Here is a 24234-nt window from a genome sequence, read left to right as displayed (position 1 = left end):
GTGAGACGATTGCCGTGGGGACGTTTCATACTGAACACATTCCTCTGTCAAGCACTAGCGGAGGAACGCGCGCGTGGAACTCAAGGATTACCTCAGGATCTTGCATAAAAGTTGGATCCTGATTCTGGCCTGCACCCTGTTCGGCATCGCCGGAGCAGCCGGAGCGGCCATCGCGACAACCCCGACGTACATCGCCAACACGCAGCTCTACGTTGCAGTGCAGGCCTCCGCCGGCGCGGTGACTGGAGACCTGGTTCAGGGAACCAGCTTTGCCCGGCAGGCCGTCACGTCGTACGTCGACGTGGTCAACAGCGCCGTCGTGCTCGACGAGGTCATCAAGGAGCTGAACCTCGACGTGACCTCGGCCGAGCTGGCCTCCACAATCACCTCTACATCCCCTCTGAACACCGTGCTGATCGACGTCTCGGTCACCAACAGTGACCCCGAGCTCGCGGCGCAGATCGCCAACTCCGTCGGGCAGAACTTCAGCAAGATCGTCGTCGAGCGCCTCGAGAAGCCCGATGGCGACGCCGCCAGCCCCGTGAAGATCGAAACGATCCAGCCGGCCATCGTGCCCACCGCGCCCGCCAGCCCTAACGTGCCCCAGAACATCGCCCTCGGCCTGCTCGTGGGTCTCGCGGTCGGTATCGGCCTCGCCGTGCTGCGCAGCGTGCTCGACACACGGATCCACAGCCTGCACGACATCGAGTTGGTCACCGACTCACCGATGCTCGGCGGCATCACCAACGATCCCGGTGCGAGCCTTCGCCCTCTGGTCGTGCACACCGACCCGAAGAACCCGCGGGCCGAGTCATTCCGCAGCCTGCGCACCAACCTGCAGTTCGTGAACATCGAGGGTGGCCCGCGCAGCTTCGTGGTCACGAGTTCCGTGCCCGGCGAGGGCAAGAGCACGACCACGGCGAACCTCGCGATCGCCCTCGCCGAGACCGGCGCCCGCGTCGCCTTGATCGACGGCGACCTGCGCCTGCCGCGCGTGGCCGAGTACATGGGCATCGAGGGAGGCGTCGGTCTCACCGACGTGCTCATCGGTCGCGCCGAGCTCGCCGACGTGTTGCAGAAGTGGGGCAAGAACAAACTGTTCGTTCTGCCCAGCGGCCGCGTTCCCCCGAACCCAAGCGAACTGCTCGGCTCCGCTGCGATGGCGCGCATGCTCGGCGCCCTCACCGAGGAGTTCGACGTGGTGCTGATCGACGCCCCGCCGCTGCTGCTGGTGACGGATGCCGCCGTGCTGAGCAAACTCTGCGGCGGCGCCATCATGGTGGTGGCTTCCGGGCGCACGAAGCGCAACGAGCTCACCAGTGCCGTGAAGGCCCTGGAACGCGCGGGCAGCCGCCTCGTGGGCATGGTCATCACCATGCTGCCCACGAGAGGGCCCGACTCCTACGGCTACGGCCAGTACAGCTACGGCACGATCCACGAGGAAGAGAAAGCCACTGCCGGGGCGGCAGCGCCTGCCGGGCGGGTCATCCGCAAGGCTCGACGGAGAACCGCGTAATGCACACCTTCTCCATCCTCACGGTCTGCTCGGGCAACATCTGCCGTTCACCGCTGGCCGAACAGCTGTTGCGCGTCGGCCTGGCGTCGTGGCCGCAGATTCAGCTGGCCAGTGCCGGAACCATCGGCCTGACCGGTCAGGGCATGCCCGCGCAGGCCGCCGACCTCTCGCGCCACTTCGGCGGTGACCCGAGCGCCCACGTGGCCCAGGAACTCACCGAGCAGCACGTGCAGAGTGCCAACCTGGTGTTCGCGATGTCCCGCGAGCACCGGCGCGCCATCGTCGAGTTGGTGCCGCGCGCCATCCGTTACACCTTCACGATCCGCGAATTCGCGCGTCTCGTTGCAGACCTCACCGACGACGACCTCGACGAGGCCGCTGCCCTGCCCATCGATGACCTTGTCGGGCGCCTCAGCACCCTGATCGGGTTGGCTGCCTCTCAGCGAGGCGCCGTCGCCCCCCTGGTATCGGCCGATGACGATGACGTCGTCGACCCCTATCGCCGCAGTGACGAGGTCTACGTGGAGTCTGCCCAGCAGCTCGTTCCGGCCATCAACGCTGTCACCGCCCTGTTCCATAGAGCCGCGACGGTGCAGCCGAAATAGTGAAAGCCGTGGGGGAAAAGAAGCCTAAGAGTCGCAAGAACCGCAACAGCGTGCTGCGCCGACGCCTGCTCGTCGCTGGCCTGGCCGTGTTCTTGCTGTTCGACGTCGCCCTGGTCTCATACGCGCTCACCGCGCAAAACCCCACAGCCAAAGCCGGCACGGCGGTCGAGCCCCCGGTGGTCGAGCCCCCGGTGGTCGAGCCTGTCGAGACCACGCCAACCGACCCCCCGGCGGCCGACCCCGTCGAGACCCCCGCCCTAACCTCCCTACCCCCCACCCGCATCCTCACCGCCCTAGACGCGACCACTCTCTGGCGTGCCACCACCGGTGACTGCCCCGCCGCCACCGCGACCCCGGAGCTCTCCACCGACGCCGGCGCCACCTGGACAGCACGCGACGCTTCGGCCGACACCGATTCCTCCTCCATCCTGTCGATCTACGTGGACAGCGAGTCCGAAGCCTCCATGGTCACGCTCACGGCCGCGGACTGCGCCCCGCAACGCGTCACCACCTTCGTGGCCGGCGACCAGTGGCAGGAATACCCTGATCGCGTCGCGGCCGATTGGTATGTCGACCCGGCCGACCGAGCCACCGTGAACAGCCCGGCAGGGTCTTTCGCCGCGCCGTGCTCCTCGGTGATCGCCCTTGCCCCCCGCACCGACTCGACGGCCGCTGTGCTCTGCTCAGACGGCACGCTCTTCCGCACCAGCGAAGGCGCCGCGACTTTCGGGCCCGGAGTCGCTCTTCCCGGTGCCGCCAATCTGACCGTCAGCGACGACGGTTACATCATCGTGGCCACCGATCAGGCCGACTGCGCGGGCGCCCAGCTGCTCGCGACGTCTGAAGAGCCCGATGGGGCGCTGACCCCGACCGGATGCCGCGAGGAGGCGGTCACGCCGAGCGATCTGGCGGTGACCAGCGCCGGTGGGATTGTCTGGCTGTGGGCAGGGGACTCAGTGAGCACATCGAGTGATGGGGGCACAACATGGCAGTGAGCGATTTTGCAACGACGAGAATGCGGGAACTGCACGGGTCGGTGCCGCTGGTGCGGTTCGGCGCTCAGTTTGCGTTCGACGCGGTAGCCTGGACCGTCGCCCTGCTCCTGGCCGAGATTCTCCGCTATGAGTTCGACCTGCAGCTGATAAACCTAGCTCCGCTGCTGGCGCTGTGCGCGGCTGCCTGCCTGGTCCAGTTCATTGCGGGCGGTGCCAACCACCTGTATCAGGGGCGCCACATCTATGGGAGCTTTTCTGAGGTGCGGGCGCTGCTCGGGGTCGTTCTCGCTTCGACCATCATCCTCGGCATCCCGGTTGCCGTCGCCGGCACGGTGGTCGGTATCCCCCGCAGCACGGTCTTCATCGCCCTGCCCATGGCCTTCGTTTTGATGGGCGGCGTGCGCTACGTCAAGCGTCTCCTGGTGGAACGGTCGGTCGTTCCCAAAGACGACATTCAGAAGGCACTGATCTTCGGTGCCGGCTACATGGGGGCGTCGATCGCCCGGCGCATGACCACCGACCGCAACTCACCCTTTCTGCCGGTGGGGATCATCGACGACGACCCACGCAAGCGCAATCTCTGGCTGCATGACGTTCGCGTGGTCGGTTCGCGCGCCTCCCTTTCTGAAGCAGCTCAGGCCACCGGGGCAACTTCGCTGGTCGTGGCGATCGCCAAGGCCGATGCCTCCTTGCTGCGTGAGATCACGGATGCTGCCAAGGCTGCGCACCTCAAGGTCTTGGTTCTTCCTCCCCTTGAAGAACTGCTCAACGGCAAGTCACGCCTCAATGACCTGCGGGATATCTCGATCGAAGATCTGATCGGTCGCCATCCCGTTGACACCCATGTTGAGTCGATAGCGGGTTATCTCGCGGGCAAACGCGTTCTGGTGACGGGTGCGGGTGGCTCCATCGGCTCCGAACTGTGCCGTCAGATCACCAAGTTCGGTCCGAGCGAACTGATCATGCTCGACCGCGATGAGACCGGCCTTCAGAGCACCCAGATCTCAATCCTCGGTCACGGGCTTCTCGACACGAAGGACGTGGTGCTCGCGGACATTCGCGATGCCGAGGCACTGAAGGTCATTTTCGCCGAGCGTCGCCCCGAGGTCGTTTTTCACGCTGCTGCCCTCAAACACCTTCCAATGCTGGAGCAGTATCCCGACGAAGCGTGGAAGACCAATGTGCTCGGCACGCTGAATGTGCTCGAAGCCGCCCAGGCGGTCGGGGTGACCACGTTCGTGAACATCTCCACCGACAAAGCCGCGAACCCCACGAGCGTGCTCGGTCATTCCAAGCGCGTTGCCGAGAAGCTCACGGCGTGGGCCGCCCAGGAATCCCAGCGCGCCTACCTCTCGGTGCGGTTCGGCAATGTCATCGGCAGCCGAGGCTCGATGCTGCCCACCTTTACCACCCTCATCGAGGCCGGTGGACCGCTGACGATCACCCACCCTGACGTCACCCGATTCTTCATGACTATTCCCGAGGCGTGCCAGCTCGTCATCCAGGCTGGCGGTATCGGTGGTCCCGCCGAGGTGCTGATCCTCGACATGGGCGAGCCCGTGAGAATTCTCGATGTGGCCGAGCGAATGATCGGAATGTCGGGCAAGGACATTGAGATCATCTACACCGGCCTGCGCCCCGGGGAGAAGCTGCACGAAGAACTCATCGGCGACCATGAAACGGATGCACGGCCGGTCCACCCGAAGATAACTCACGCGTCCATCTCCCCAATTCGCCCTGAGAACCTGAACAAACCGGGTTGGGATGAACGCTGCCGTCAAGATCCCACAAACCGGCCTGCCCAGGCCCAGACCGCGATGGCCGGAACAGGAATACCACTATGAGTGAACGCATCTACATGTCGTCCCCCGACGTCGGTGATCTCGAAGAGCAGTACATGGTTGCCGCGATCAGATCCGGCTGGATTGCGCCCCTGGGACCCGACGTCAACGGCTTCGAGACCGAGATGGCGGAGCGCGTCGGCGTCGACCATGCCGTAGCCCTGAGCTCGGGCACAGCCGCGCTACACCTCGGGCTGCTAGGGCTCGGAGTCGGACCGGGCGATGTCGTTCTCACGTCAACTCTCACGTTTGCTGCGACGGCGAACGCGATCGTCTACACCGGGGCTGAGCCGTTCTTCATTGACTGCGAGCTTGAGTCTGGGAATATGGATCCGGCTCTGCTCCGACAGGCGCTGGAGCAACTTATCGAAGGCGGCGAGAGGGTCGCGGCAGTAGTCCCGGTTGACCTGCTGGGCAAAGCAGTCAATTACACAGAGATCTGCGCCATTGCAGATGAATACGGGATTCCCGTTTTGTCTGATGCAGCCGAATCTTTGGGAGCAAGTCACAGGGGCAACCCCGCTGGGTCTTTCGGCCGAGCGTCTATCTTCTCTTTCAATGGGAACAAGATCATGACCACGTCTGGGGGAGGAATGCTGCTGACCGACGACTCTGACCTTGCCGCGCACACGCGCTATCTGGCCACGCAGGCACGACAGCCCGTGACGCACTACGAGCACACTGAGATTGGCTACAACTACCGACTCAGTAACCTGTTGGCCGCTCTCGGCAGAGCGCAGCTGTCCCGTCTCGACGAAATGATCGCGCGTCGTCGTGACATGCGTGAACGCTACCGAGAGCTTTTCGCCATGGTCGAGGGGGTGGAGATTTTTGGCGGCATTGACGATGCTTCAGACAACTTCTGGCTTACCTCCATCGTCATCGACTCCGCGAAGACAGGATGGTCGGCTGCGGATTTGAGTGCGAATTTGCTGACCGACAACATCGAGAGCAGACCAATCTGGAAGCCCATGCACCTACAACCGGTCTTCTCCGGCGCCCGTGCAGTGACCAATGGCAACTCCCAACTTCTTTTTGGGACAGGCCTGACCCTTCCCAGTGGCTCCGCCCTCGGCTCCTCAGAGATTGACCGTGTGTTGTCTAAACTCCGGACTTTCAGCGGAGCGACGGTATGAGAACCGCGGCATCACTCCGCCGCTACGACAGGGCGAAACGGGTGCTCGACTTCTCGGTCGCCGCCGCAGCCTTGACTGTGGCGTCACCCGCACTAGTCATGATCGGGGGGCTGGTAGCCGTAAACCTCGGCAGGCCCGTTTTGTTTCAGCAGGATCGTCCCGGAAGAAATGGGCGCGTGTTTCGCCTCTACAAATTTCGCACCATGAAGAACGTGGATTTGGAGCGGGGGCTGATCACGGACGAGGAGCGGCTCACGCCATTCGGCCGTGTACTCAGAGCGACGAGCTTGGATGAGCTTCCGACTCTAGCCAACGTACTTAGGGGCGAGATGAGTCTGGTTGGGCCGCGACCCCTGCTCGTTCGCTACATGGACAGGTACACGGCTGAACAGTCGCGACGGCATGAGGTGCGACCGGGAGTGACCGGTTTGGCTCAGTGCAGTGGACGTAATGCTCTGGCTTGGGAGACGAAGTTCCAGCTGGATGTTGAATACGTTGAGAACCGATCTCTCTTTCTGGACGCCATGATCATCGCGCGAACGCTCAGGGCGGTTCTCGCGCGAGACGGAGTCACCGCTGAGGGGCATGCTTCCATGCCCGAGTTCGGTGAGGAGTCAGAGCATGCAGGCAAATAACTGGTTGATCTCAAGTGGTGGGCGACGTGGCGCGCTTGTGGACCTATTCCGGGAGTCCACTTCGCCGGTTCGAAGTCGAGTCGTGGTTACGGATGTCTCTCGACTCTCCGCGGCCGGCCAACACGCGGACGAATTTGAACTCGTGCCCAGAATCAGCGCAGACAATTTTCTCTCTGAGACTCTGCGCATCTCAAAAAAGCACGGTTGTTCGACCATCGTGCCGACCATCGACCCAGAAATTGCGGTTCTTGCCCGCGCACGGGCACAATTTCGGCAGCATGGAGTGGATATCTGGGTCTCAAGTCCTCAGGTTGCAGAACTGGGGTGGGACAAGTGGGACCTTTACAGATGGCTTATTGAAGCCGGATATCCGACCATCGACACACAGGAAATCGCAGAATCCAGGCTCGTCCCATTTGCCGGGAGGGTTGTTGCGAAGCCGAGAACAGGCTCGTCCTCGATTGGCGTTCTGATCGTGGATAATGTTGAATCTCTTCGCGTGTCGGCTCTGACAGACGACTACATTCTCCAGCGTTTTGCTCCGGGCATCGAAGTGACCGTGGACGTCGCGGTAGATGAGCGCGGGACGGTATTAGCGACGGTTCCCAGGCGTCGTCTGGAAGTGCGCGCAGGTGAGGTCTCCAAGGGAGTGACGATTCATGTTCCGGAAATTGAGCTACTGGTTCGGGATATGGTTACGTCCTTGCCAGGTGCATATGGAGTTCTGAATGTTCAGGTCATATATGACCCGGAGACGAATTCTCCGAAAATTCTGGAAATAAATCCGCGATTCGGTGGGGGATACCCATTGAGCCACGCCGCGGGTGGCGACCTCATTGGTGCCATGCTACGCAGCAAGACGGGTGACACCGCGTCGGAAACCTGGAGACCAGGCACGGTAATGCTTCGATACGATGAAGCCAAATTCTATGCCGATCAGGAATTCGTGCTGAGTCCATGGTCGTGAGCCTCTTAGTATTCGATATGGATGACACTCTCTTCTTGGAGCGCTCTTACGTCGAAAGCGGATTTCGAGCGGTGAGTGACATGCTGGCCGTTGACCATCAGTACCCGGCGTTCTTCGAACGTGCATGGCGCGAGTTCGTATCAGGTCGGCGCGGCGACATATTCAACGCTGTCCTCCAGGGTTCGGCGGAGAGGCTGCCGTCCGACATCGTCGAACTCTGCGTCAGCAGATATCGAAGTCACGAACCGAACATTGAGCTCCTTGCAGACGCCCACGATTTCTTGGTCGCCTGTCGCCCACTGGTGGGTACCGGCTTGATCACCGACGGTCCGAGGAAGAGTCAACGGGCGAAGGTCCGGAGCTTGAACTTGGATGCGCTCATCGAGCGGGTAGTGGTCACGGATGAGCACGGAGAAGGCGACTGGGCGAAACCTGCGCCTGCTGCTTACGAGTCTCTCCAGGACTGGTTTGGCGTCAGGGGAGGGGAATGCGTCTACTTTGGCGACAACCCGCGTAAGGACTTCATCTCACCGCGAAAACTCGGATGGCGTACTGTCCGTGTGCGACGCCCCGGTGGCTTACACGAAAGCCTCGAAACACCGGATGATGCTGAGTTCGAAGTTCCCAACTTGACGAGGGAATCCTTGGCCATGATCGACTGTCTCGGGTTCGTGGCTGATGAAATGAAATGCGCCCATTGAAGATCCTTATCGTTAGCCAGTATTACCCGCCAGAGTTCGCGATCATCCCGTCCGAGCTTGCAGAGATCTTGGCCGCTCGCGGGCATTCCGTTCGCGTGCTGACCGGTTTCCCTAACTATCCGCAGGGCAGGCTCTATGCGGGGTTCAAGCAATCGTGGAGGCACATCGAGTTTCAGGGAGACGTCGCGGTTAGGCGGGTGCCCATGTTTATCGATCACTCCCAGAACGGCCTCGCTCGAGTCGGAAACTATCTCTCATTCGCATTTGGCACTGTGATGGCAACGAGATTCGCACGCGGCGCTGATGTTGTTTATGTCTATGCGACCCAAATGACCGCGGCAGCAGCTCCTCAGCTGTGGCGAAGTTTTTTGGGTATTCCCTACGTCCTGCACGTTCAGGATCTTTGGCCAGAGTCCGTTACGGGGTCTTCGATAGTCAGGTCCGGCCTTATCGAGAACCTTGTCAATCGTCTATTAGGTCCCTGGCTTTCTTCCGTGTATCGGCTCTCGGCAGCAGTGATAGCGATCGCGCCGACAATGCACGGCATGCTCGCGGACAGGGGGGTTCCTGAGAAGAAACTGCACACCGTGCTCAACTGGGCCGCTGACTCAGCTGACGTTGTCAGAGGTCCGATCGAAACCGAATATGCCGATGGCCTGTGCGTGGTGTACGCGGGCAACATAGGTGAGCTTCAGGACCTCGACACAGCGCTGGAGGCAGCGCGCTTAGTGCAGGATCTTGAAGGATTTCGCCTTATCGTTGTCGGGACTGGCGTTGCAGAGGAACGGCTCAGGAAGAGCGCGTCTGATGCCCGCATTCGCAACGTCGAGTTTCGCGGTCGCATTGATCCCGCTGATATGGATGCGGTTTACGAAGAGTCTGATTTCCAACTCGTCACTCTGAGGGATCTTCCGATTTTCAGGGGAACGATTCCGTCCAAACTGCAGGGGAGCCTGGCCAAGGGGGTGCCCATCATTACAAACGTTGCCGGAGACGTAACGAGAATCGTTAGCGAGGAGGGTGTCGGTTTGACTGTGCCACCCGAAAACCCACACGCATTGGCGGAGGCGTTTCGTGAGGCCCACTCCATGTCGGTTGAAGTGCGCAGGGATCTCGGGCGTCGCGGAAGGGAACTCTACCTTCGATCCATGTCAGCGAGGGCAGGTGTCGATGCCATCGAAGCGGTTTTGAAAGCGGCAACTATTGAAGAGGATAAACGGGGTAATCGTTGCAATGAAGAATGAATATTTGGGCAAGCGCATCCTCGTCACGGGTGGAACCGGATCGTTCGGTCACACGGTGGCGGAGAAACTCCTTTCGCGCGGGGTCGAAGAGGTTCGAATTTTGAGCCGTGACGAGGCGAAGCAAGACCTCATGCGCAATGAACTCGCTGACCCGCGGCTGCGGTTCTACGTGGGAGACATCCGGGACTATCTGAGCGTGGAACGAGCCATTCGCGATGTGGACTTCGTCTTCCACGCGGCGGCCCTCAAGCAGGTTCCGTCGTGCGAATTCTTCCCGATGGAAGCCGTCAAGACGAACGTTCTGGGTAGCGAGAACGTGGTGCGAGCTGCTGACCAGGCCGGAGTTAAGTCTGTTGTTTGCCTCAGCACCGACAAGGCCGTTTACCCCGTCAATGCCATGGGTATGAGCAAGGCAATGATGGAGAAGGTCGCGCAGTCGTACGGCCTGAACAACCCGAATGCCGAAACAACCGTTTCGTGTGTGCGGTACGGCAACGTCATGTACTCGCGTGGGTCTGTCATTCCGCTGTTTATTCGGCAACTGAAGGCTGGAAAGAACCTCACTGTCACGAACCCTGACATGACTCGGTTCATGATGTCTCTGGCAGACTCCGTGGACTTGGTCGAGTATGCCTTCCATAACGCGATGCAGGGTGACCTCTTCATTCGCAAGGCGAAGGCCTGCACGATGGGCGACCTCGCCCAAGCGCTCATCGTCCTCTTCCAGTCGCCGGCCAGGGTCGAAGTCATCGGGACTCGACATGCGGAGAAGCTCTCCGAGGCGCTCGCCAGCCGCGAGGAACTGGCCCGGGCCCAGGATATGGGGGACTACTTCCGCATTCAGGCCGACAACCGTGATCTCAACTACAGCATCTACGTCGAACGGGGGGACATCGAACAGGTACAGTACGAGGACTACGACTCGCATACCGTCTCCCGGATGAGCCTGCGCGAAGTTGAGGACCTGCTCCTGACCCTGCCTGAGGTGCGCGCTGAACTGGCCGCTGCCGGGATTCGCACGGAACGGGCGGTCTAGGCGGTGCAAGTTGCAGTGACGGGGGCACATGGTTTCCTCGGGTGGCACACCCGCGGTGCCCTCCGTGAACTCGGTGGGGAGTCTCGCTCGATTCCCGTTGGCGATGGCTTTGATGCGGCTAAAGCGCTATCTGCACTGAACGGCTCGGCCCGACTCATCCACATTGCTGGTGTGAACCGCGGCTCGGACCTCGAAGTGCAGGCTGAAAACGTCAGATTTGCCACCCAAATGGCCTCGACTATTTTGCAGGCCGACGCACCTCCGCCCGTCGTGGTGTTCGCCAACTCGACCCAAGCAACGAATGGGAGCGTTTACGGGAATGCCAAGGCTGAGGCCGCGGGTATCTTGGAGGCCGCAGCAGCGAAGGTCGGCGCGGAGTTCCTGGACGTGTGCCTCCCCAACTTGTTCGGTGAGCATGGGCGTCCCTTCTACAACGCGGTCACCGCGACCTTCAGCCACATGCTGGCGCACGGACAATCGCCGACAGTGGCCGATGACAAGCACCTGACACTCATGCATGCGCAGGATGCAGCCGATCTTCTCATTGGCGCAGGTGGCGACACCTGTGAGGGTGACACGGAGGTTCACGAATCCGTCGGCGGGCTGCTGGCTCGACTCACGGACATTGACGCCGTCTACAGGCGTGGGGAGATCCCCGATGTCTCGCGCAAGTTCGAGCGCGACCTATTCAATACGTATCGCTCCTACGCCTTCCCCGAACAGGCGCCGGTGCGACTCACCCGTCATTCGGACTCCCGCGGTTCATTCTTTGAGATCATTCGTTCCCACGGTGGCTGTGGCCAGTCGTCGTTCTCGACCACTGAACCTGGAATCAGCCGCGGCGATCACTTCCACCGGCGCAAGATAGAGCGATTCACTGTTCTGGCGGGGACTGCGACCATTTCATTGCGAAAACTGTTCACCGACGAGGTCTTTGAATTCCGGGTAACGGGCGACGAGCCCGTCGCCGTCGACATGCCCACAATGTGGTCGCACAAGATCACGAACACGGGGCCTGACCCGCTGTACACCTCGTTCTGGACAAACGACATCTTCAACCCACAGGTACCCGACACGATTGCGGAGGCAGTGCAGAAATGAAGGACCGATTGAAGGTGCTCACGGTCGTGGGCACGCGCCCGGAGATAATCCGATTGGCCGCGACGATCAAAAGACTGGACAAATTCACCGATCACGTTCTGGTTCACACCGGGCAGAACTACGACCACGCACTCAATGAGGTCTTCTTTGAGGATTTGGGGCTTCGCCAGCCCGATCATTTTCTCAACGCGGACACGTCCTCTCTGGGTGCTGTACTCGGCTCTATCTTGACGAAGATCGAATCTGTGATATTGGCGGAGATGCCCGACGCCGTGGTGGTGCTCGGAGACACGAACAGCTGCATCTCCGCTCTGATGGCAAAGCGCATGAAAATCCCCGTTTACCACATGGAGGCTGGAAACCGGTCGTTCGATGACAACGTGCCGGAGGAAACCAACCGACGCATGGTCGATCATGTCTCCGATTACAACCTGGTATATACCGAGCACGCTCGACGAAACTTGCTCGGTGAAGGAATCCACCCAGCACGTATTCTCCTGACCGGCTCCCCGATGCGGGAAGTCCTTGAGGCCAACGCAAACGCCATCAACTCGAGTGAAATTTTGTCCCAGCAGGGACTTGCCGAGGGCGGCTACTTCCTGGTCAGCCTGCACAGGGAGGAGAACGTCGACAACCCGGTCAGACTTGCAGCGGTGCTCGACGCGCTTGGGCGGCTTGCGGACGAGTATCAGGTGCCTGTTCTGGTTTCGACGCATCCCCGAACTCGGAAGCGCCTCGAAGCCCAGTCTGACGATCTCAAGAAGAAGCTCACCTTCCACACACCGTTTGGCTTCAATGACTATGTGAGACTGCAGAAGTCCGCCAAGCTTGTGCTCTCCGATAGCGGGACAATCAGTGAGGAGTCGTCGATTCTTGGGTTCCCTGGTATTTCACTTCGAGATGCAGTTGAGCGGCCTGAAGCCATCGACACGGGGGTGACGATCACGTCGGGGGTCGAGGCAGAGAGCGTTCTCGGCGCCGTTGCCGTCACGCTCCAACAGTTCGCGGAGGATGGGCCGGCGGCGATACCCGTTGAGTACCAGATCCGTGATGCCTCTCGACGCGCTGTCAGCTTCATTATTTCTACTGCCAGGACGCACCACGCCAGAAACGCAATACGACAGATCCCGGGCAGATGATTGGGCGATTTCTGGCGGGACGACAACGAGGTGCGGCCGGCGCTGTTCTGGCCCGAGCGGTTTCAATCCTCGCGAGCTTCTTGCTCACGGTCGCGGTTGCTCGACTCCTCGGGGTTGAAGCTGCGGGTTCGTATTTTCTCGTCTTCACGAGCCTTGCCGTAGTCGCCACGTTCGGCCGGTTCGGAACCGACAATCTTGCGCTGAAGATCTGTGGCGGTGACTCGAAGGATATCTTCGCTGAACTGGGCTACGGCGTAGCGCTGGCCTCCCTGGCCAGCCTCGTGGGCGTGGGATTCGTGTACCTTGCCATGATCGTCGTAGATTATCGCCTTCCCGGCTTCAGTCCGGGCTTGACGCTCGGCCTCCTCTCAGCGGTCCTGGCACAGGCATTCGCCGTGATCGCCGGGGCGGTGCTCCGCGGGCGTGGTCATCTCGCGAAAGGGATCGTCGCAGAACTTGGCTCCATCCCCGTTCTGGCCATGCTCCTTCTCTTGATGCTTCGCAGCATCGGAGCCCTGGACCTGACGACGGCTTTGCTATCCCTGGCCGCTGCCTCGTGGCTGACGGCACTGTGGGCGGTTCCGACTGCCCTGGTCTCCCTGGCCGGAGAAGAACGGTCATCGAACGGGCCAAGCATCGGTGGCTTCTGCCGATATGTGCGTTCGCGGTTCCGTCCGCTGGCTTCCATGATGGGGACGTCGCTTCTGTTTCTCGTTCTCACCTGGTCTCCCCTTTATGCGCTCTCGTTGATGGGATCCCTCGCCAGCGTCTCCTATTTCACGACCGCGGCCAGGCTTGCGAATCTGGTCTCGTTAGTTCCTGCGCTTCAGGTTGCCTATCTGGCCCCAGCATTTGCTCGTCTCTTTCACAGCGGCGATCTTACGTCGCTGAACGCGATGAGCGCACGGGCGGTGCGACAGGCCGGCGTGCTTCTGCTGTTCCCTGTGAGCGCACTGACCATCGGTGCCGTTCCAGTGATCACCCTGTTGTACGGGGCGGAGTTCGAGCCCGCCGCGGCCCCTCTCGCAGTTCTCGCGGTTGGCTCCTTGGTTATGGCATTGGCGGGGCACGTCAATCCACTGATGCTCCTTTGCAACCTCGAGTCACACGCCCTTGCCCTCAACGTTCTGCTAGTAGCCCTGTGGGCCACAGGCGGCCTGTGGACAGCTGGAGAATTTGGCGCGGTAGGAGTCGCGTGGTTCAGCGCCACCGTGAATACGTCGTACGCAGTGGTTGCTGCGTGGCTGCTTCAATCCCGGGGGATCCGCTCGTACCTCGCGCTCAGTCGCCCAGATTTCTGAGCGGCTTCGCAGGCATCTTCCGTGTGGCGTGCGAGGTGTGTTCTGGCTAATCGACCGTTGTGACGCCTGCCTGGACTCGACCCCTGTCGGATACCGAGGCCAAACGTTCGAACTGATTCTGGTGGAGAAGACCGCCGGCGGGTACACATTGGGCCGGCGAAGAACCGCATCATCGTGCGCCACTTGCCCTCGATCGCGGCGCGGTGGCAGCGGGTGAGTATTTGCGTTCCTGAGCGCCACCAGTATTGCGGTTGAGCGCCACTTGTTCGCTGTCGGGGTCGCGTCTTTCAGCGCCACTGAATATTCGGGTTGAGCGCCACTGTTCGTAGGCTCCTTCTGCCGCGTGCTCTAGCAGCACGCCGCACGACCCGCACAAGGCAGCACAGGGGGCCTCGAATCTGCACCGAGGCCCCTAGGGGGAGTACCCCTTCCCGGTGCCCTCCCGGGTCTCCGGGGCTAGGTGACCAGGACTCCGCGTTACGGGATCGTGACAGGCACAGGCCGGCACCGAATCTCGCCCGCTGCTCAGCGTCCGCACGCGCCCCACTAAGGCCAAGAGCCGCCGAGCCACACAGCCGCAACGCCGAGCGCTCCCGACGCGCTCACGACCCCCTGACAGCCGCCCAAGGCTTCTCAGCCCGTGCCGGGGAGATAGTCGAGCCTAGAGCCGCAGCCCGCACCCTGGGCGCAGCCACACGACCGCGCGCCCCACGCCTCGACCGTGCCCTCGGCAGCCTGCTTCATCTCGTCAGACCTATTGGTGAGGCGAAGGCCCTAATGAAGAGGAGCCGGACGAGGCGGTGCGGATGCCCGAGGCGTGCGTCTGCGTCAGTTCCGGCGGACCCGACCCGATTTCGTTTATGCTCGCATCAGACTTAACGGGGGACGATTTGGTGAAGACGACTGCGGGTGCGTCGTGCATGCGACTAATGCCGCTTGACGGGCTGAGGGGAATCGCAGCGTTAGTGGTCTTGATTCATCACTCGCTGTCCCTGATTCCCGCTCTTTCGGCTGCGTACACCGTCAAACCCGTTTCATCGGACGATCCCATTGCCTGGATGATGGTGCATACGCCGTTGCACTTGCTTTGGGCCGGACCGGAGGCGGTGTACGTCTTCTTCATCATCAGCGGGATTGTTCTAACCCTGCCCGTTGTCCGGCGCGATCGATTCGATTGGGCGGCATATTATCCCAAACGCCTGATCCGCCTTTACGTACCGGTCATCGCCGCCGTGCTCTTAACCATGCTGCTATTCCTTCTGCTGCGACCAGAGGCACCACAGGAAGCAAGCATTTGGCTCAAGGACAGGATCGTCGCAAGTAGTATGAGCGCGTTCGGAGTGCTCCAGGACTTCACACTCATCTTTGGAGTATCCGGTGTGCTCGGCGTGCTCTGGTCCCTTTCGTATGAGGTCTGGTTCTCGCTTCTGCTTCCAGCTTTCGTCTGGGGAGCAAAGACCCGGCCTCATCTGCAGTGGGTCAAACTGGCAGTACTTGCGGTCGCGATACTGGGCGGTGCCTTGAAACACCAAGGGTGGCTGGTGTACGTGCCGATGTTTGCCGTCGGGGCGCTCATCGCCACCGAGATGGATCGACTGCAAGCGATTGTGATCAGGATCTCAGCACTGAGTCATTCCTCGCTAGCGTACTGGGGCCTGTGCGTAGTCTCGCTGATCTTGTTGATGTCGTACTGGCTCGTCCTGCCATTCTCCCCTGGCTACTTAACCGCTAACGCGATGCTCCCAGTTGTCTTCGCTGGAGCGGTTCTTTTCGTTCTCCTTTCTGCCTTTTGGGACAAAGCCGCGCGGCCGCTTAACAGTCGAGTGGCGCAGTGGCTTGGACTCATATCCTTTAGCCTCTATCTGGTGCACGTGCCGATCATCATGTTGGCGGCGGTCCTGCTGGGGCCGACACTGTCCTGGCTGGCAATCCCACTGTCGATTATTGGCTCATTGGTCATGGCTTGGGTGTTCCATCTCCTCGTGGAACGGCCAAGCCATAAGCTGTCGCAGAAGGTCGAAAGGCTTATCCAGTCCCGACGTGTTTCAAATATTGACGCGCCGAGACGCCCTCGGCAGCCGACAGAAGCATAGTCCTCACACGGACTCAGATCGCAGTAAACGGCGCCCCCGATCCTCGGCTTGTCTCGTTGGCGTGCATCCCAGAACATTGCGCCGCATCGCTCGACAGCAGCCATTCGCGCCAGGCAGTTGGGACTGCCCCCGGTTTGGTTGACTCCTGACCTGTGGAGATTCGTCTTCGCTGGAAGGATGTCATCATGCCCAAGCCCTACCCACCCGAGTTCCGCCACGATGTTGTCGCGGTCGCCCGGAAGCACGAAGCGCCGCTGAATCAGATTGCGAAGGACTTCGGGATCTCGGAGTCCTGCCTGGCGAACTGGCTGAAGAAAGCCGACGTCGAGGAAGGCGTGAAGCCGGGCCTGACCGAGAAGGAATCCGTCGAGCTGCGGGATGCCAAGAAGCGCATCCGGCTGCTCGAGCAGGAAGCCGAGGTCATGCGCCGTGCTGTCGCCTATCTGTCCCGGGACGTCAACCCAAAATGATGTACCCGCTGGTCCGTGAACTGGCCGTCGACTGTGTGCCCGTCACGGTGACCTGCCGGGTGTCGCGCTTCTCCAAACAGGCGTTCTACCAGTTGAAGCGCGACCCCATCTCCCAGCGCGATTGGGACGATGCCCACCTCACCAACGCTGCCTGGGCCATCCACCGGGACGACCCCGCGTTCGGCTACCGGTTCATCTCCGACGAGCTCGGCCAGGCCGGCCTCGCCGCGGGTGAGAACCGGGTCTGGCGGCTGTGCTCCGAGCAACGGCTCTGGTCCGTGTTCGCCAAGAAACGCGGCCTCACGCGCAAGGCCGGCCCTCTCGTCCACGACGACCATGTCAAGCGGAAGTTCACCGCGACACGCCCGAACCAGCTCTGGCTCACCGACATCACCGAACACCGAACCGACGAGGGCAAGATCTACCTCTGCGCGATCAAAGACGTCTACTCGAACAAGATCGTCGGGTACTCGATCGACTCCAGGATGAAGGCGTCCCTGGCCGTCGCGGCCGCCCGGAACGCGATCGGCCAGCGCACCATCGACGGCACGATCCTGCACTCCGACAGAGGCTCGCAGTTCCGTTCCAACGCGTTCCTGCGGGTGCTGAAGAACAACGGCATCACCGGGTCGATGGGCCGCGTCGGCGCATGCGGTGACAACGCCGCGATGGAGTCGTTCTTCGCCCTGCTGCAGAAGAACGTCCTCGACCGCAGCGGTGGTCAACCCGGGAGGAACTGCGCCTGGCGATGGTGATCTGGATCGAGCGCACCTACCACCGCAAGCGCCGGCAACGCCGCCTCGGCAAGCTCACCCCGATCGAGTTTGAGACAATAAACGTGGCCATCAAGGCCGCCTGAAACCACTAACCCTTTGAGTCAACTGAACTCGGGGCAGTCCCGTTAGGTGTGTCGAGGTCTTCCATGCGCGGAGTCTCGCACGCTCCAAGCACGCGTGCGAGGCCGTCTAGAGTGATCCCGTGAGCGAACTTGAAGACATCAACACGCTTGAGCAGGCAGCCGCGTACCTGAAGATCGAGCCGACCAAGCTTCGACGCCTGGTGCATCAGCGGACGATCGCATTCCTCAAGCAAGGTCACACGCTCACCTTCCCGCGTGCCGCACTCCAGGCGTACGTGCAAACGAACACCACCAATCTGCCAACGCCTCCGCCGAACCCGTGGGGACTCACTCCTGGTGCTTTGCGCACTGTGTATAAAGCGTGACAACGGTTTGACAATAGGCCGGAACAAACGGTCCGATTTCATAGAGGTCAATGTGATTGAAGAACCGCGTAAATACCGGGAAGTTGGGGGAGAGCAGGACTAGTCCGCAGGTCGAATTAGAGTTCAAATCCCACCGGTACCGCCACAGAAACCCCCTTGCTTCCCTTTGTTTCACTGGGAAGTGGGGGGTTTTTCATTGCCCGGATGCCTCGCCTGACAACGGTTTGACAACACCCGAAACTTTCTTAGCCTGATCGAGTTGGCAAGTAGCACCAGATGGTAGCGCCAGTCCAGGCAAGTGGTGCACGAAGCCATGAGACCCAGCGTCCACGAAGTGATGAGATCCACTGTCCACGATGTCCCGAGGTTACACACCAACTCGCCGGACTACCGCTACCAACAAGCGCTACTCGCCAATCGAGTGCCATTGCTACCGCGTCTAGGTCGTCGTCGAACAGGTCCGCATAGGTGTCGAGCGTCATGGCCGCCGACGCATGGCCGAGCATTCTCTGGACCGCTTTGACGTTTGCGCCGGCTGAAAGAGCCAAGCTCGCCGCCGTGTGTCTCAGGTCGTGAATCGTCACGCGCTGGAAGGTCTTGTCAGCGGCCATGCACTTAGTTATTGCCGAGACGAAACAGCCCCGCCGCGAGTCAGGCAAGCGCACATGAGCCAGCCCCGCCCTACGTGTCAGGGTGAGTTGAGGCCAGTAGCTCAGAGCAAGTCCTCGAGAATCAGGAAGTCCCACCATGTCCAGCCCATCGTTGATCGCCGTGCGCGACGATAGTCCCATGAACAACAGCAGTCCCGGCCCCCGCGCGGGCGGCCCCACGCCCCGGCGGTCGTTCACCCCGAAGCAGAAACTCGATCGCCTCGCCGCCTACGAGGACGCCATCTCCCGCAACGGAGGCGGCGCGTATTTGCGGGAGCAGGGCATCTACTCCTCGCAGATCACGGAGTGGCGAAAACTGCGCGACGCCGGGGTGCTGCAGGGCAAGAAACCCGGGGAGAAGATCGGCCGGCTCACGCCCGAGCAGGCCGAGATCGCCCGGCTCCGCCGCCAACTGGAGTTGACCGAACGGCGCCTGGAAACGACGGGGGTGGCGTTGGAGATCATGTCAAAAATGCACGAGCTACTCGAAATTCTTTCGAAGAGCTCGCGGGACGAAACACCGCACACGCGCGGCATTCCGACACGGACGGCCGCCACCCTGGTCGGGTTACCGCGGGCGACCGCGACCCGGACGCCCCGCACGCAGGTGGCCCGGCCTGTGGTGGTGCCGGCGAATCGGCTCGATGTCCTCGAGCGGGCCCGGATTCTGGCCGTGGTGAACTCGGCCCGGTTCGTGGACTTGCCGCCGATCCAGATCTACGCGCAGTTCCTGGACGAGGGCGTGTATTTGGCGTCGATCTCAACGATCTACCGGGTGTTGGCCGAGAACCAACAGGTCAAGGAACGCCGTCGACTGGCCCGCCACCCGGCCCGCGCCATCCCGGAACTGGTCGCCACCGCACCCGGCCAGGTTTATACGTGGGACATCACGAAATTGCCTGGCCCGATCAAGGGCAAGTACTTCGATGCCTACGTGATGATCGATATTTACTCCCGCTACATCGTCGGCGTGAAGGTCCATCCGGCCGAGTCCGCGGTCCTCGCCGCGGAGATGATGACGGAGACCTTCGGCATCCATGGCACCCCGCAGGTCGTCCACGCCGACCGGGGCACGTCGATGACGAGCAAGACCGTCGCCGTTCTGCTTTCGGATCTCGAGGTCACCAAGTCGCACTCCCGACCCCGGGTCAGCAACGACAACCCATACTCGGAGGCGTGGTTCAAGACGCTCAAGTTCGCCCCGGTGTTCCCGGAACGCTTCGGCAGCGTCGGCGACGCCCGCCGGTTCATGGACACCTTCGTCGAGGGTTACAACCACAACCACAGCCACCGGCACAACGGCATCGGGCTCAACGCCCCCGCTGACGTCCACTATGGCCTCGCCGCCGGCAAGGCCGCCGAGCGGGCGGCGACCCTTGCCACAGCGCGGGCCCGGAACCCGGAACGCTTCAGCACCGCTGCGGACCCGAAGATCCTCGCCACCCCCGACGCGGCCTGGATCAACAAACCAGCCGCTCAAGAAGAAGAGCCAAAACTAGCCGCCTAAACTCACGCTGGCCTCATTCACCTTGACAAATTCAGCGCACGCATCGACGGCTCCGGACGGTTCGCACTCATCACCCGCTGCGGACTCACCGCCATCACGCAGTACCCCACGGAAGCCGAAGCGCACGCAGCAAAGACCGAACGGGACGCTACCCCCTGCTCTCGCGTCTGCCGCGGCTCCCACGAGGTAGTGCAGCTATCGCCCAACCCGAACCACCCCGGCCCCAAGAGCACCCCCGCAGCAGTGGACACCACCGCACTGCACGTCAGCCACTATGGCCCCTCGGCGGGGAGATTACCGCCCGCCAAACTCCCGAGTGCGCGAGCGACCCGACGAACACGTAGGCGCGTTTCGTCGGGAACGCCCAGTCCGCCGGGGCGTCGGGCAGCCCGACCCAGTCGAACTGGGTCTCCTCGCCGGGCGGGTACTCGATGATCGCGTTGGGCCGCTTGGTCACGTACGCGCAGGCGGTGCAGGCCGGCCGCAAGCCCCGGTCCCGGATCTGACGAGTCAGGGTCTGATACGACCCTTCGAGACCCAGCGGGACCAGCTCGTCCAGCAGCGTCGCCGCACCAGAAGTGCGGGTCATCGGTGAGGCGGGCTGTGACGTCGGCGATGAACGCGTCGCACGGGTCCGGGGCGGCGCGGATGGTCTTGCGGTCGTAGTTGGTGCGGCGGGCGATCTCACTGATCGTCATCCCTTGCCGTTTGAGCGCGTGGATGTCCACGTCGTCCTCCTCTGAAAGCATAGGAGCAGGGCCTTTCTTGAAGCTGGTGTGTGGTCGGCGTGACCATCAGTTTCGAGAAAGGCCCGCTTCTATGTGCGGGAGCGACCCCGAGTGGGGAATTTCAGTGAGCGCCGTCACCGCCGGACTCGCCGACATGGCCTGACCGACGCGCTCGCGGAAATTGGCGCCCTCCAGCAGCTCACGCTTACCTACGGCTCACGGAGCGGCCTCGGCTGAGTTGAGCGCGATCGGATCGTTTTCGCCGAACCCCATGGGAACCGCAAGGGTCTCGTACCGACGCTTGATCGAAATGGACGCACGAGGAAGACGCGGTCGCTGTCACCGGCGACTACCACGACATTAGGCCCCGAATTTCAGGCCGCCTCGCCGGCAGGGGCCCGAAAGCATCCAGAACCGGCTCTACCTGCGCGATGCGTCTGCGTACCCGCACCAGGGGGCCATTGGATCGTACGCCGAATGCCGCCCCGAAGTGGGGGGTGCCAGCGAGTTTCGTCCGGGTATCTTGTCCTCATAAATGAGGACATGACTCGTGCGTCTCTGCATCGACGTCCTCGCCGTCTCAAGAGCACCCGATTCGCCCCATATGACACCCGAGATTGACAAGTCGTTATTGGACGGAATGCCCTAATGAAGATTTTCTTGTCCGGCGCGCCTGTTGACCGCGCAGAAAGTGCTACGAAGAATCACCCGCGCGCGAAATCCGCCCGAGGGCGAACGGCCCGGGACCAGCTCAAGCGGGGCCTCGGTGCGTCTGCGCCCATAGTCGCGAGCCGTCACTCGGCATTTCGGTCCATCGTGTGCGCTCTCATCGCATTATCTTTGGTGGGGTTCAGCGTAGTTTCTTTCGATGCCCGGGCCTCGGCTGAAACGGCCCCTTGCGCGCCTCCGTCTTCGAACACCATCGCCTGCGAGAACCTACTACCTGGCACGCCAGAGAGCGACTGGGGGGAATCCGGATCGGGTGACCCGAGCATCCAGGGGTTTGCGACGGCGATGAGCGTCAATGTGGGCGAAACCGTAGAGTTCAAGATTCTGACGCCTGCTGTCTCGTACCACATCGACATTTTGCGCCTTGGGTACTACCAAGGAAATGGCGCACGAAAAATCGCTCCCGCGGTACTTCCCTCAGTGCCGTTGCCACAAGAGCAGCCCTCTTGTCTGACTTTTTCCGACACCGGATTGATCGACTGCGGGAACTGGGCGGTATCAGCGTCATGGGCTGTCCCGGAAACTGCCGTGTCGGGTGTCTATATTGCCCACCTGGTGCGTGAGGACACAGGAGGGGGAAGTTTAATCCCATTCGTTGTGCGAAATGACGCGAGCACGAGCAGTATCGTTTTTCAAACGTCTGATCAGACGTGGCAGGCTTACAACGACTATGGCGGCAACAGCCTATACGTCTGCGCGGTTGACTGTCCCTCAGCGGTACCCGCAGAGGCACCCCGGGCGGCTTTCAAGGTCTCGTACAATCGACCGTTCAACCATGATGCGGCATCGCCCAACTGGCTCATGGCTTCCGAGCTTCCAATGATCAGATTCCTGGAGGCTAACGGATACGACGTGACGTACCTGAGCGGGGTGGACACGTCCATTCGGGGCCCGCTTCTGCTCAACCACAAGGTATTCTTGTCGACCGGCCATGACGAGTACTGGGCCGGCTCGCAGCGGACCAACGTCGAGACGGCTCGGGACGCCGGAGTGAGTCTAGCGTTCTTTAGCGGAAACGAAATGTTCTGGAAAACGCGATGGGAACCGAGCGCTGACGAATCATTGACAGCAAACCGCACGCTCGTCTGTTACAAGGACACTCACTTCAACGCCCCCACCGACCCCGTGTCGTGGACAGGGACTTGGCGCGACCCGAGGTTCGGAACTGCCGGCGGGGGTGGCAATCCGGAGAACTCGCTGACCGGGCAGTTCTTTCTGGTGAATGCGGGGTCCACCGACATCAGGGTTCCCGCCGAGTACGCGAACATGAGGCTCTGGCGAAACACCGACGCGGCTGCCCTAACGGGTAACCAGTCCTTGATTTTGGGCCCCGGTCTGGACACCCTCGGGTATGAATGGGATGTGGATGCCGATAATGGCTTCAGACCCGCTGGGGCATTCAAGTTGTCGTCCACCACGATTGATTCCCGCGAGGTGTTCACCGACTACGGATCCAACGTGGCACCTGGGAGGGTCACCCACAATCTGACGATGTACCGCGCAGCTAGTGGTGCCCTGGTGTTTGGGGCTGGCACTGTTCAGTGGTCGTACGGTCTCGATGGCTACACGACAGGCCGGGCGCCCGACCGGAACATGAAGCAGGCCACGGTTAACCTATTGGCAGATATGGGGGCTCAGCCGGCCGCGTTGACGACGGGGCTGGTAGCGGCCGCGAAGTCGACGGATGGAACGGCTCCGACGTCCGTAATCACGTCCGGGCTGAACGGTCAATCTCTGGCCGATGGGACGAAAGTCACCGTCACCGGCACGGCGGCCGACGCTGCAGGCGTCGTCGCCGGTGTCGAAGTCTCTACCGACGGCGGCGCGACCTGGCGCCCAGCCACGGGAAGAAACAAATGGACTTTGAGTTGGATTGCGCACGGCAGCCCTTCCGCGAGCATCAAAACCCGCGCCGTTGACGACAGCGGAAACCTGGAGACTCCCGACGCCGGGGCCAGCGTGAACATCTCCTGTCCCTGCTCGATCTGGGGCACCAATGTCGCTCCGGACATCGCTGATTCGGGTGACACCGCCAGCGTCGAGCTGGGACTGAGGTTCTCCTCGGACAAGGCCGGAACCGTGACCGGCGTCCGCTTCTTCAAATCGACAAACAATACGGGCACGCACTCCGGAAGCCTGTGGACGGCGACAGGCCAGCGACTAGCGACGGCGGAATTCTCAGGGGAAACGGAATTCGGCTGGCAAACCGTCACTTTTTCCACCCCTGTTGCAATCGAAGCGAACACGACACACGTGGTGTCATATTTCGCGCCGAAGGGCCACTACGCGCATACCCCGGGATATATGTATGCCCACCCCTCTCCGATGCCTGCGGGGAATGCCAATGTCGATAGTGCGCCACTCCATGCGGCGCGCAACACCCCGACATCCGGAAACGGGCTGTACACGTACTCGGCGGCGAGTGCCTTCCCTGTCGATAGCGTCCGTGCGGAAAACTATTGGGTGGACGTCGTCTTCATGCCTGCCGACAGTGTTCCCAGCGTCCTGGCTGCCCCTGTGGTGGTCTCGACAAGCCCTGCTTCTGGGGCGAGCGGCGCGCCTGTCACTACTGTGTTGTCAGCGGTATTTGATCAGGCCGTGCTCGCATCCTCTATT

General features: G+C 61.5%; 18 protein-coding genes and 2 pseudogenes. 18 read left to right on the top strand and 2 right to left on the bottom strand.

Annotation, left to right across the window (positions count from 1 at the left end):
* Positions 1 to 73: 73 nt before the first annotated feature.
* The 16 genes and pseudogenes from E3T49_RS12410 to E3T49_RS12330 all read left to right on the top strand — a co-directional run bounded on the left by E3T49_RS12410 (position 74) and on the right by E3T49_RS12330 (position 18004).
* Positions 74 to 1516 carry a tyrosine-protein kinase domain-containing protein gene (locus E3T49_RS12410; protein ID WP_134425219.1) on the top strand — a complete coding sequence of 481 codons (1443 nt, stop codon included), beginning with the start codon at positions 74 to 76 and terminating at the stop codon, positions 1514 to 1516.
* Complete coding sequence (locus E3T49_RS12405; protein WP_134425218.1) at positions 1516 to 2121, top strand: arsenate reductase/protein-tyrosine-phosphatase family protein; 606 nt, start codon at positions 1516 to 1518, stop codon at positions 2119 to 2121. The genes E3T49_RS12410 and E3T49_RS12405 overlap by 1 nt, the downstream gene beginning before the upstream one ends.
* 8 nt (positions 2122 to 2129) lie before the next feature.
* The gene (locus E3T49_RS12400; RefSeq protein WP_134425217.1) at positions 2130 to 3116 is read left to right on the top strand and encodes a hypothetical protein; all 987 of its coding nucleotides are present in this window, start codon (positions 2130 to 2132) and stop codon (positions 3114 to 3116) included.
* Positions 3113 to 4960 carry a polysaccharide biosynthesis protein gene (locus tag E3T49_RS12395; RefSeq protein ID WP_338145430.1) on the top strand — a complete coding sequence of 616 codons (1848 nt, stop codon included), beginning with the start codon at positions 3113 to 3115 and terminating at the stop codon, positions 4958 to 4960. The genes E3T49_RS12400 and E3T49_RS12395 overlap by 4 nt, the downstream gene beginning before the upstream one ends.
* Positions 4957 to 6093 (top strand): DegT/DnrJ/EryC1/StrS family aminotransferase, encoded by a 1137-nt coding sequence (locus E3T49_RS12390; protein ID WP_134425216.1) that lies wholly within the window; start codon positions 4957 to 4959, stop codon positions 6091 to 6093. The genes E3T49_RS12395 and E3T49_RS12390 overlap by 4 nt, the downstream gene beginning before the upstream one ends.
* Positions 6090 to 6728, top strand: a complete 639-nt coding sequence (locus E3T49_RS12385; RefSeq protein WP_134425215.1) for a sugar transferase — start codon at positions 6090 to 6092, stop codon at positions 6726 to 6728. Before E3T49_RS12390 ends, E3T49_RS12385 begins: the two co-directional genes overlap by 4 nt.
* Positions 6715 to 7695: an ATP-grasp domain-containing protein gene (locus tag E3T49_RS12380; protein ID WP_166785540.1), complete on the top strand. Its 981-nt coding sequence runs from the start codon at positions 6715 to 6717 to the stop codon at positions 7693 to 7695. The genes E3T49_RS12385 and E3T49_RS12380 overlap by 14 nt, the downstream gene beginning before the upstream one ends.
* Positions 7686 to 8396: an HAD family hydrolase gene (locus tag E3T49_RS12375; RefSeq protein ID WP_134425213.1), complete on the top strand. Its 711-nt coding sequence runs from the start codon at positions 7686 to 7688 to the stop codon at positions 8394 to 8396. The genes E3T49_RS12380 and E3T49_RS12375 overlap by 10 nt, the downstream gene beginning before the upstream one ends.
* Positions 8393 to 9640: a glycosyltransferase family 4 protein gene (locus E3T49_RS12370; protein ID WP_166785538.1), complete on the top strand. Its 1248-nt coding sequence runs from the start codon at positions 8393 to 8395 to the stop codon at positions 9638 to 9640. Before E3T49_RS12375 ends, E3T49_RS12370 begins: the two co-directional genes overlap by 4 nt.
* Positions 9641 to 9644: 4 nt before the next feature.
* Positions 9645 to 10676, top strand: a complete 1032-nt coding sequence (locus E3T49_RS12365) for a polysaccharide biosynthesis protein (protein ID WP_420898555.1) — start codon at positions 9645 to 9647, stop codon at positions 10674 to 10676.
* Between the two features lie 3 nt (positions 10677 to 10679).
* Positions 10680 to 11777: a polysaccharide biosynthesis C-terminal domain-containing protein gene (locus tag E3T49_RS12360; RefSeq protein ID WP_134425210.1), complete on the top strand. Its 1098-nt coding sequence runs from the start codon at positions 10680 to 10682 to the stop codon at positions 11775 to 11777.
* On the top strand, positions 11774 to 12916 hold the full coding sequence (gene wecB / locus E3T49_RS12355) for a non-hydrolyzing UDP-N-acetylglucosamine 2-epimerase (protein WP_134425209.1): 1143 nt from the start codon (positions 11774 to 11776) through the stop codon (positions 12914 to 12916). Before E3T49_RS12360 ends, wecB begins: the two co-directional genes overlap by 4 nt.
* Positions 12913 to 14217: a lipopolysaccharide biosynthesis protein gene (locus tag E3T49_RS12350; protein ID WP_134425208.1), complete on the top strand. Its 1305-nt coding sequence runs from the start codon at positions 12913 to 12915 to the stop codon at positions 14215 to 14217. Before wecB ends, E3T49_RS12350 begins: the two co-directional genes overlap by 4 nt.
* A 929-nt stretch (positions 14218 to 15146) precedes the next feature.
* Positions 15147 to 16310, top strand: a complete 1164-nt coding sequence (locus E3T49_RS12340) for an acyltransferase family protein (RefSeq protein WP_166785537.1) — start codon at positions 15147 to 15149, stop codon at positions 16308 to 16310.
* 185 nt (positions 16311 to 16495) lie between these two features.
* A pseudogene (locus E3T49_RS12335) lies at positions 16496 to 17639 on the top strand (IS3 family transposase).
* Positions 17640 to 17758: 119 nt separating this feature from the next.
* Positions 17759 to 18004 carry a helix-turn-helix domain-containing protein gene (locus E3T49_RS12330; RefSeq protein WP_134425206.1) on the top strand — a complete coding sequence of 82 codons (246 nt, stop codon included), beginning with the start codon at positions 17759 to 17761 and terminating at the stop codon, positions 18002 to 18004.
* Positions 18005 to 18420: 416 nt separating this feature from the next.
* Here the strand turns inward: E3T49_RS12330 and E3T49_RS16395 are convergent.
* Positions 18421 to 18597: pseudogene (locus tag E3T49_RS16395) on the bottom strand (tyrosine-type recombinase/integrase); the annotation flags it as partial.
* Positions 18598 to 18751: 154 nt separating this feature from the next.
* On the opposite strand from E3T49_RS16395, the gene E3T49_RS12320 reads away from it, so the two are divergent.
* The gene (locus tag E3T49_RS12320; RefSeq protein WP_420898554.1) at positions 18752 to 20161 is read left to right on the top strand and encodes an IS3 family transposase; all 1410 of its coding nucleotides are present in this window, start codon (positions 18752 to 18754) and stop codon (positions 20159 to 20161) included.
* A 265-nt stretch (positions 20162 to 20426) separates the two neighbouring features.
* Here the strand turns inward: E3T49_RS12320 and E3T49_RS12315 are convergent, their stop codons facing one another.
* Positions 20427 to 20750: a hypothetical protein gene (locus tag E3T49_RS12315; RefSeq protein WP_241972812.1), complete on the bottom strand. Its 324-nt coding sequence runs from the start codon at positions 20748 to 20750 to the stop codon at positions 20427 to 20429.
* A 1153-nt stretch (positions 20751 to 21903) separates the two neighbouring features.
* Between E3T49_RS12315 and E3T49_RS12310 the strand changes: the two genes are divergently transcribed.
* The coding region (locus E3T49_RS12310; RefSeq protein ID WP_241972811.1) for a N,N-dimethylformamidase beta subunit family domain-containing protein at positions 21904 to 24234 on the top strand (2331 nt) is incomplete at its 3' end.

It is taken from the genome of Cryobacterium cryoconiti (assembly GCF_004403065.1).
Taxonomy (GTDB): domain Bacteria; phylum Actinomycetota; class Actinomycetes; order Actinomycetales; family Microbacteriaceae; genus Cryobacterium; species Cryobacterium cryoconiti.
This window is presented reverse-complemented; position numbering and strand designations above follow the sequence as displayed.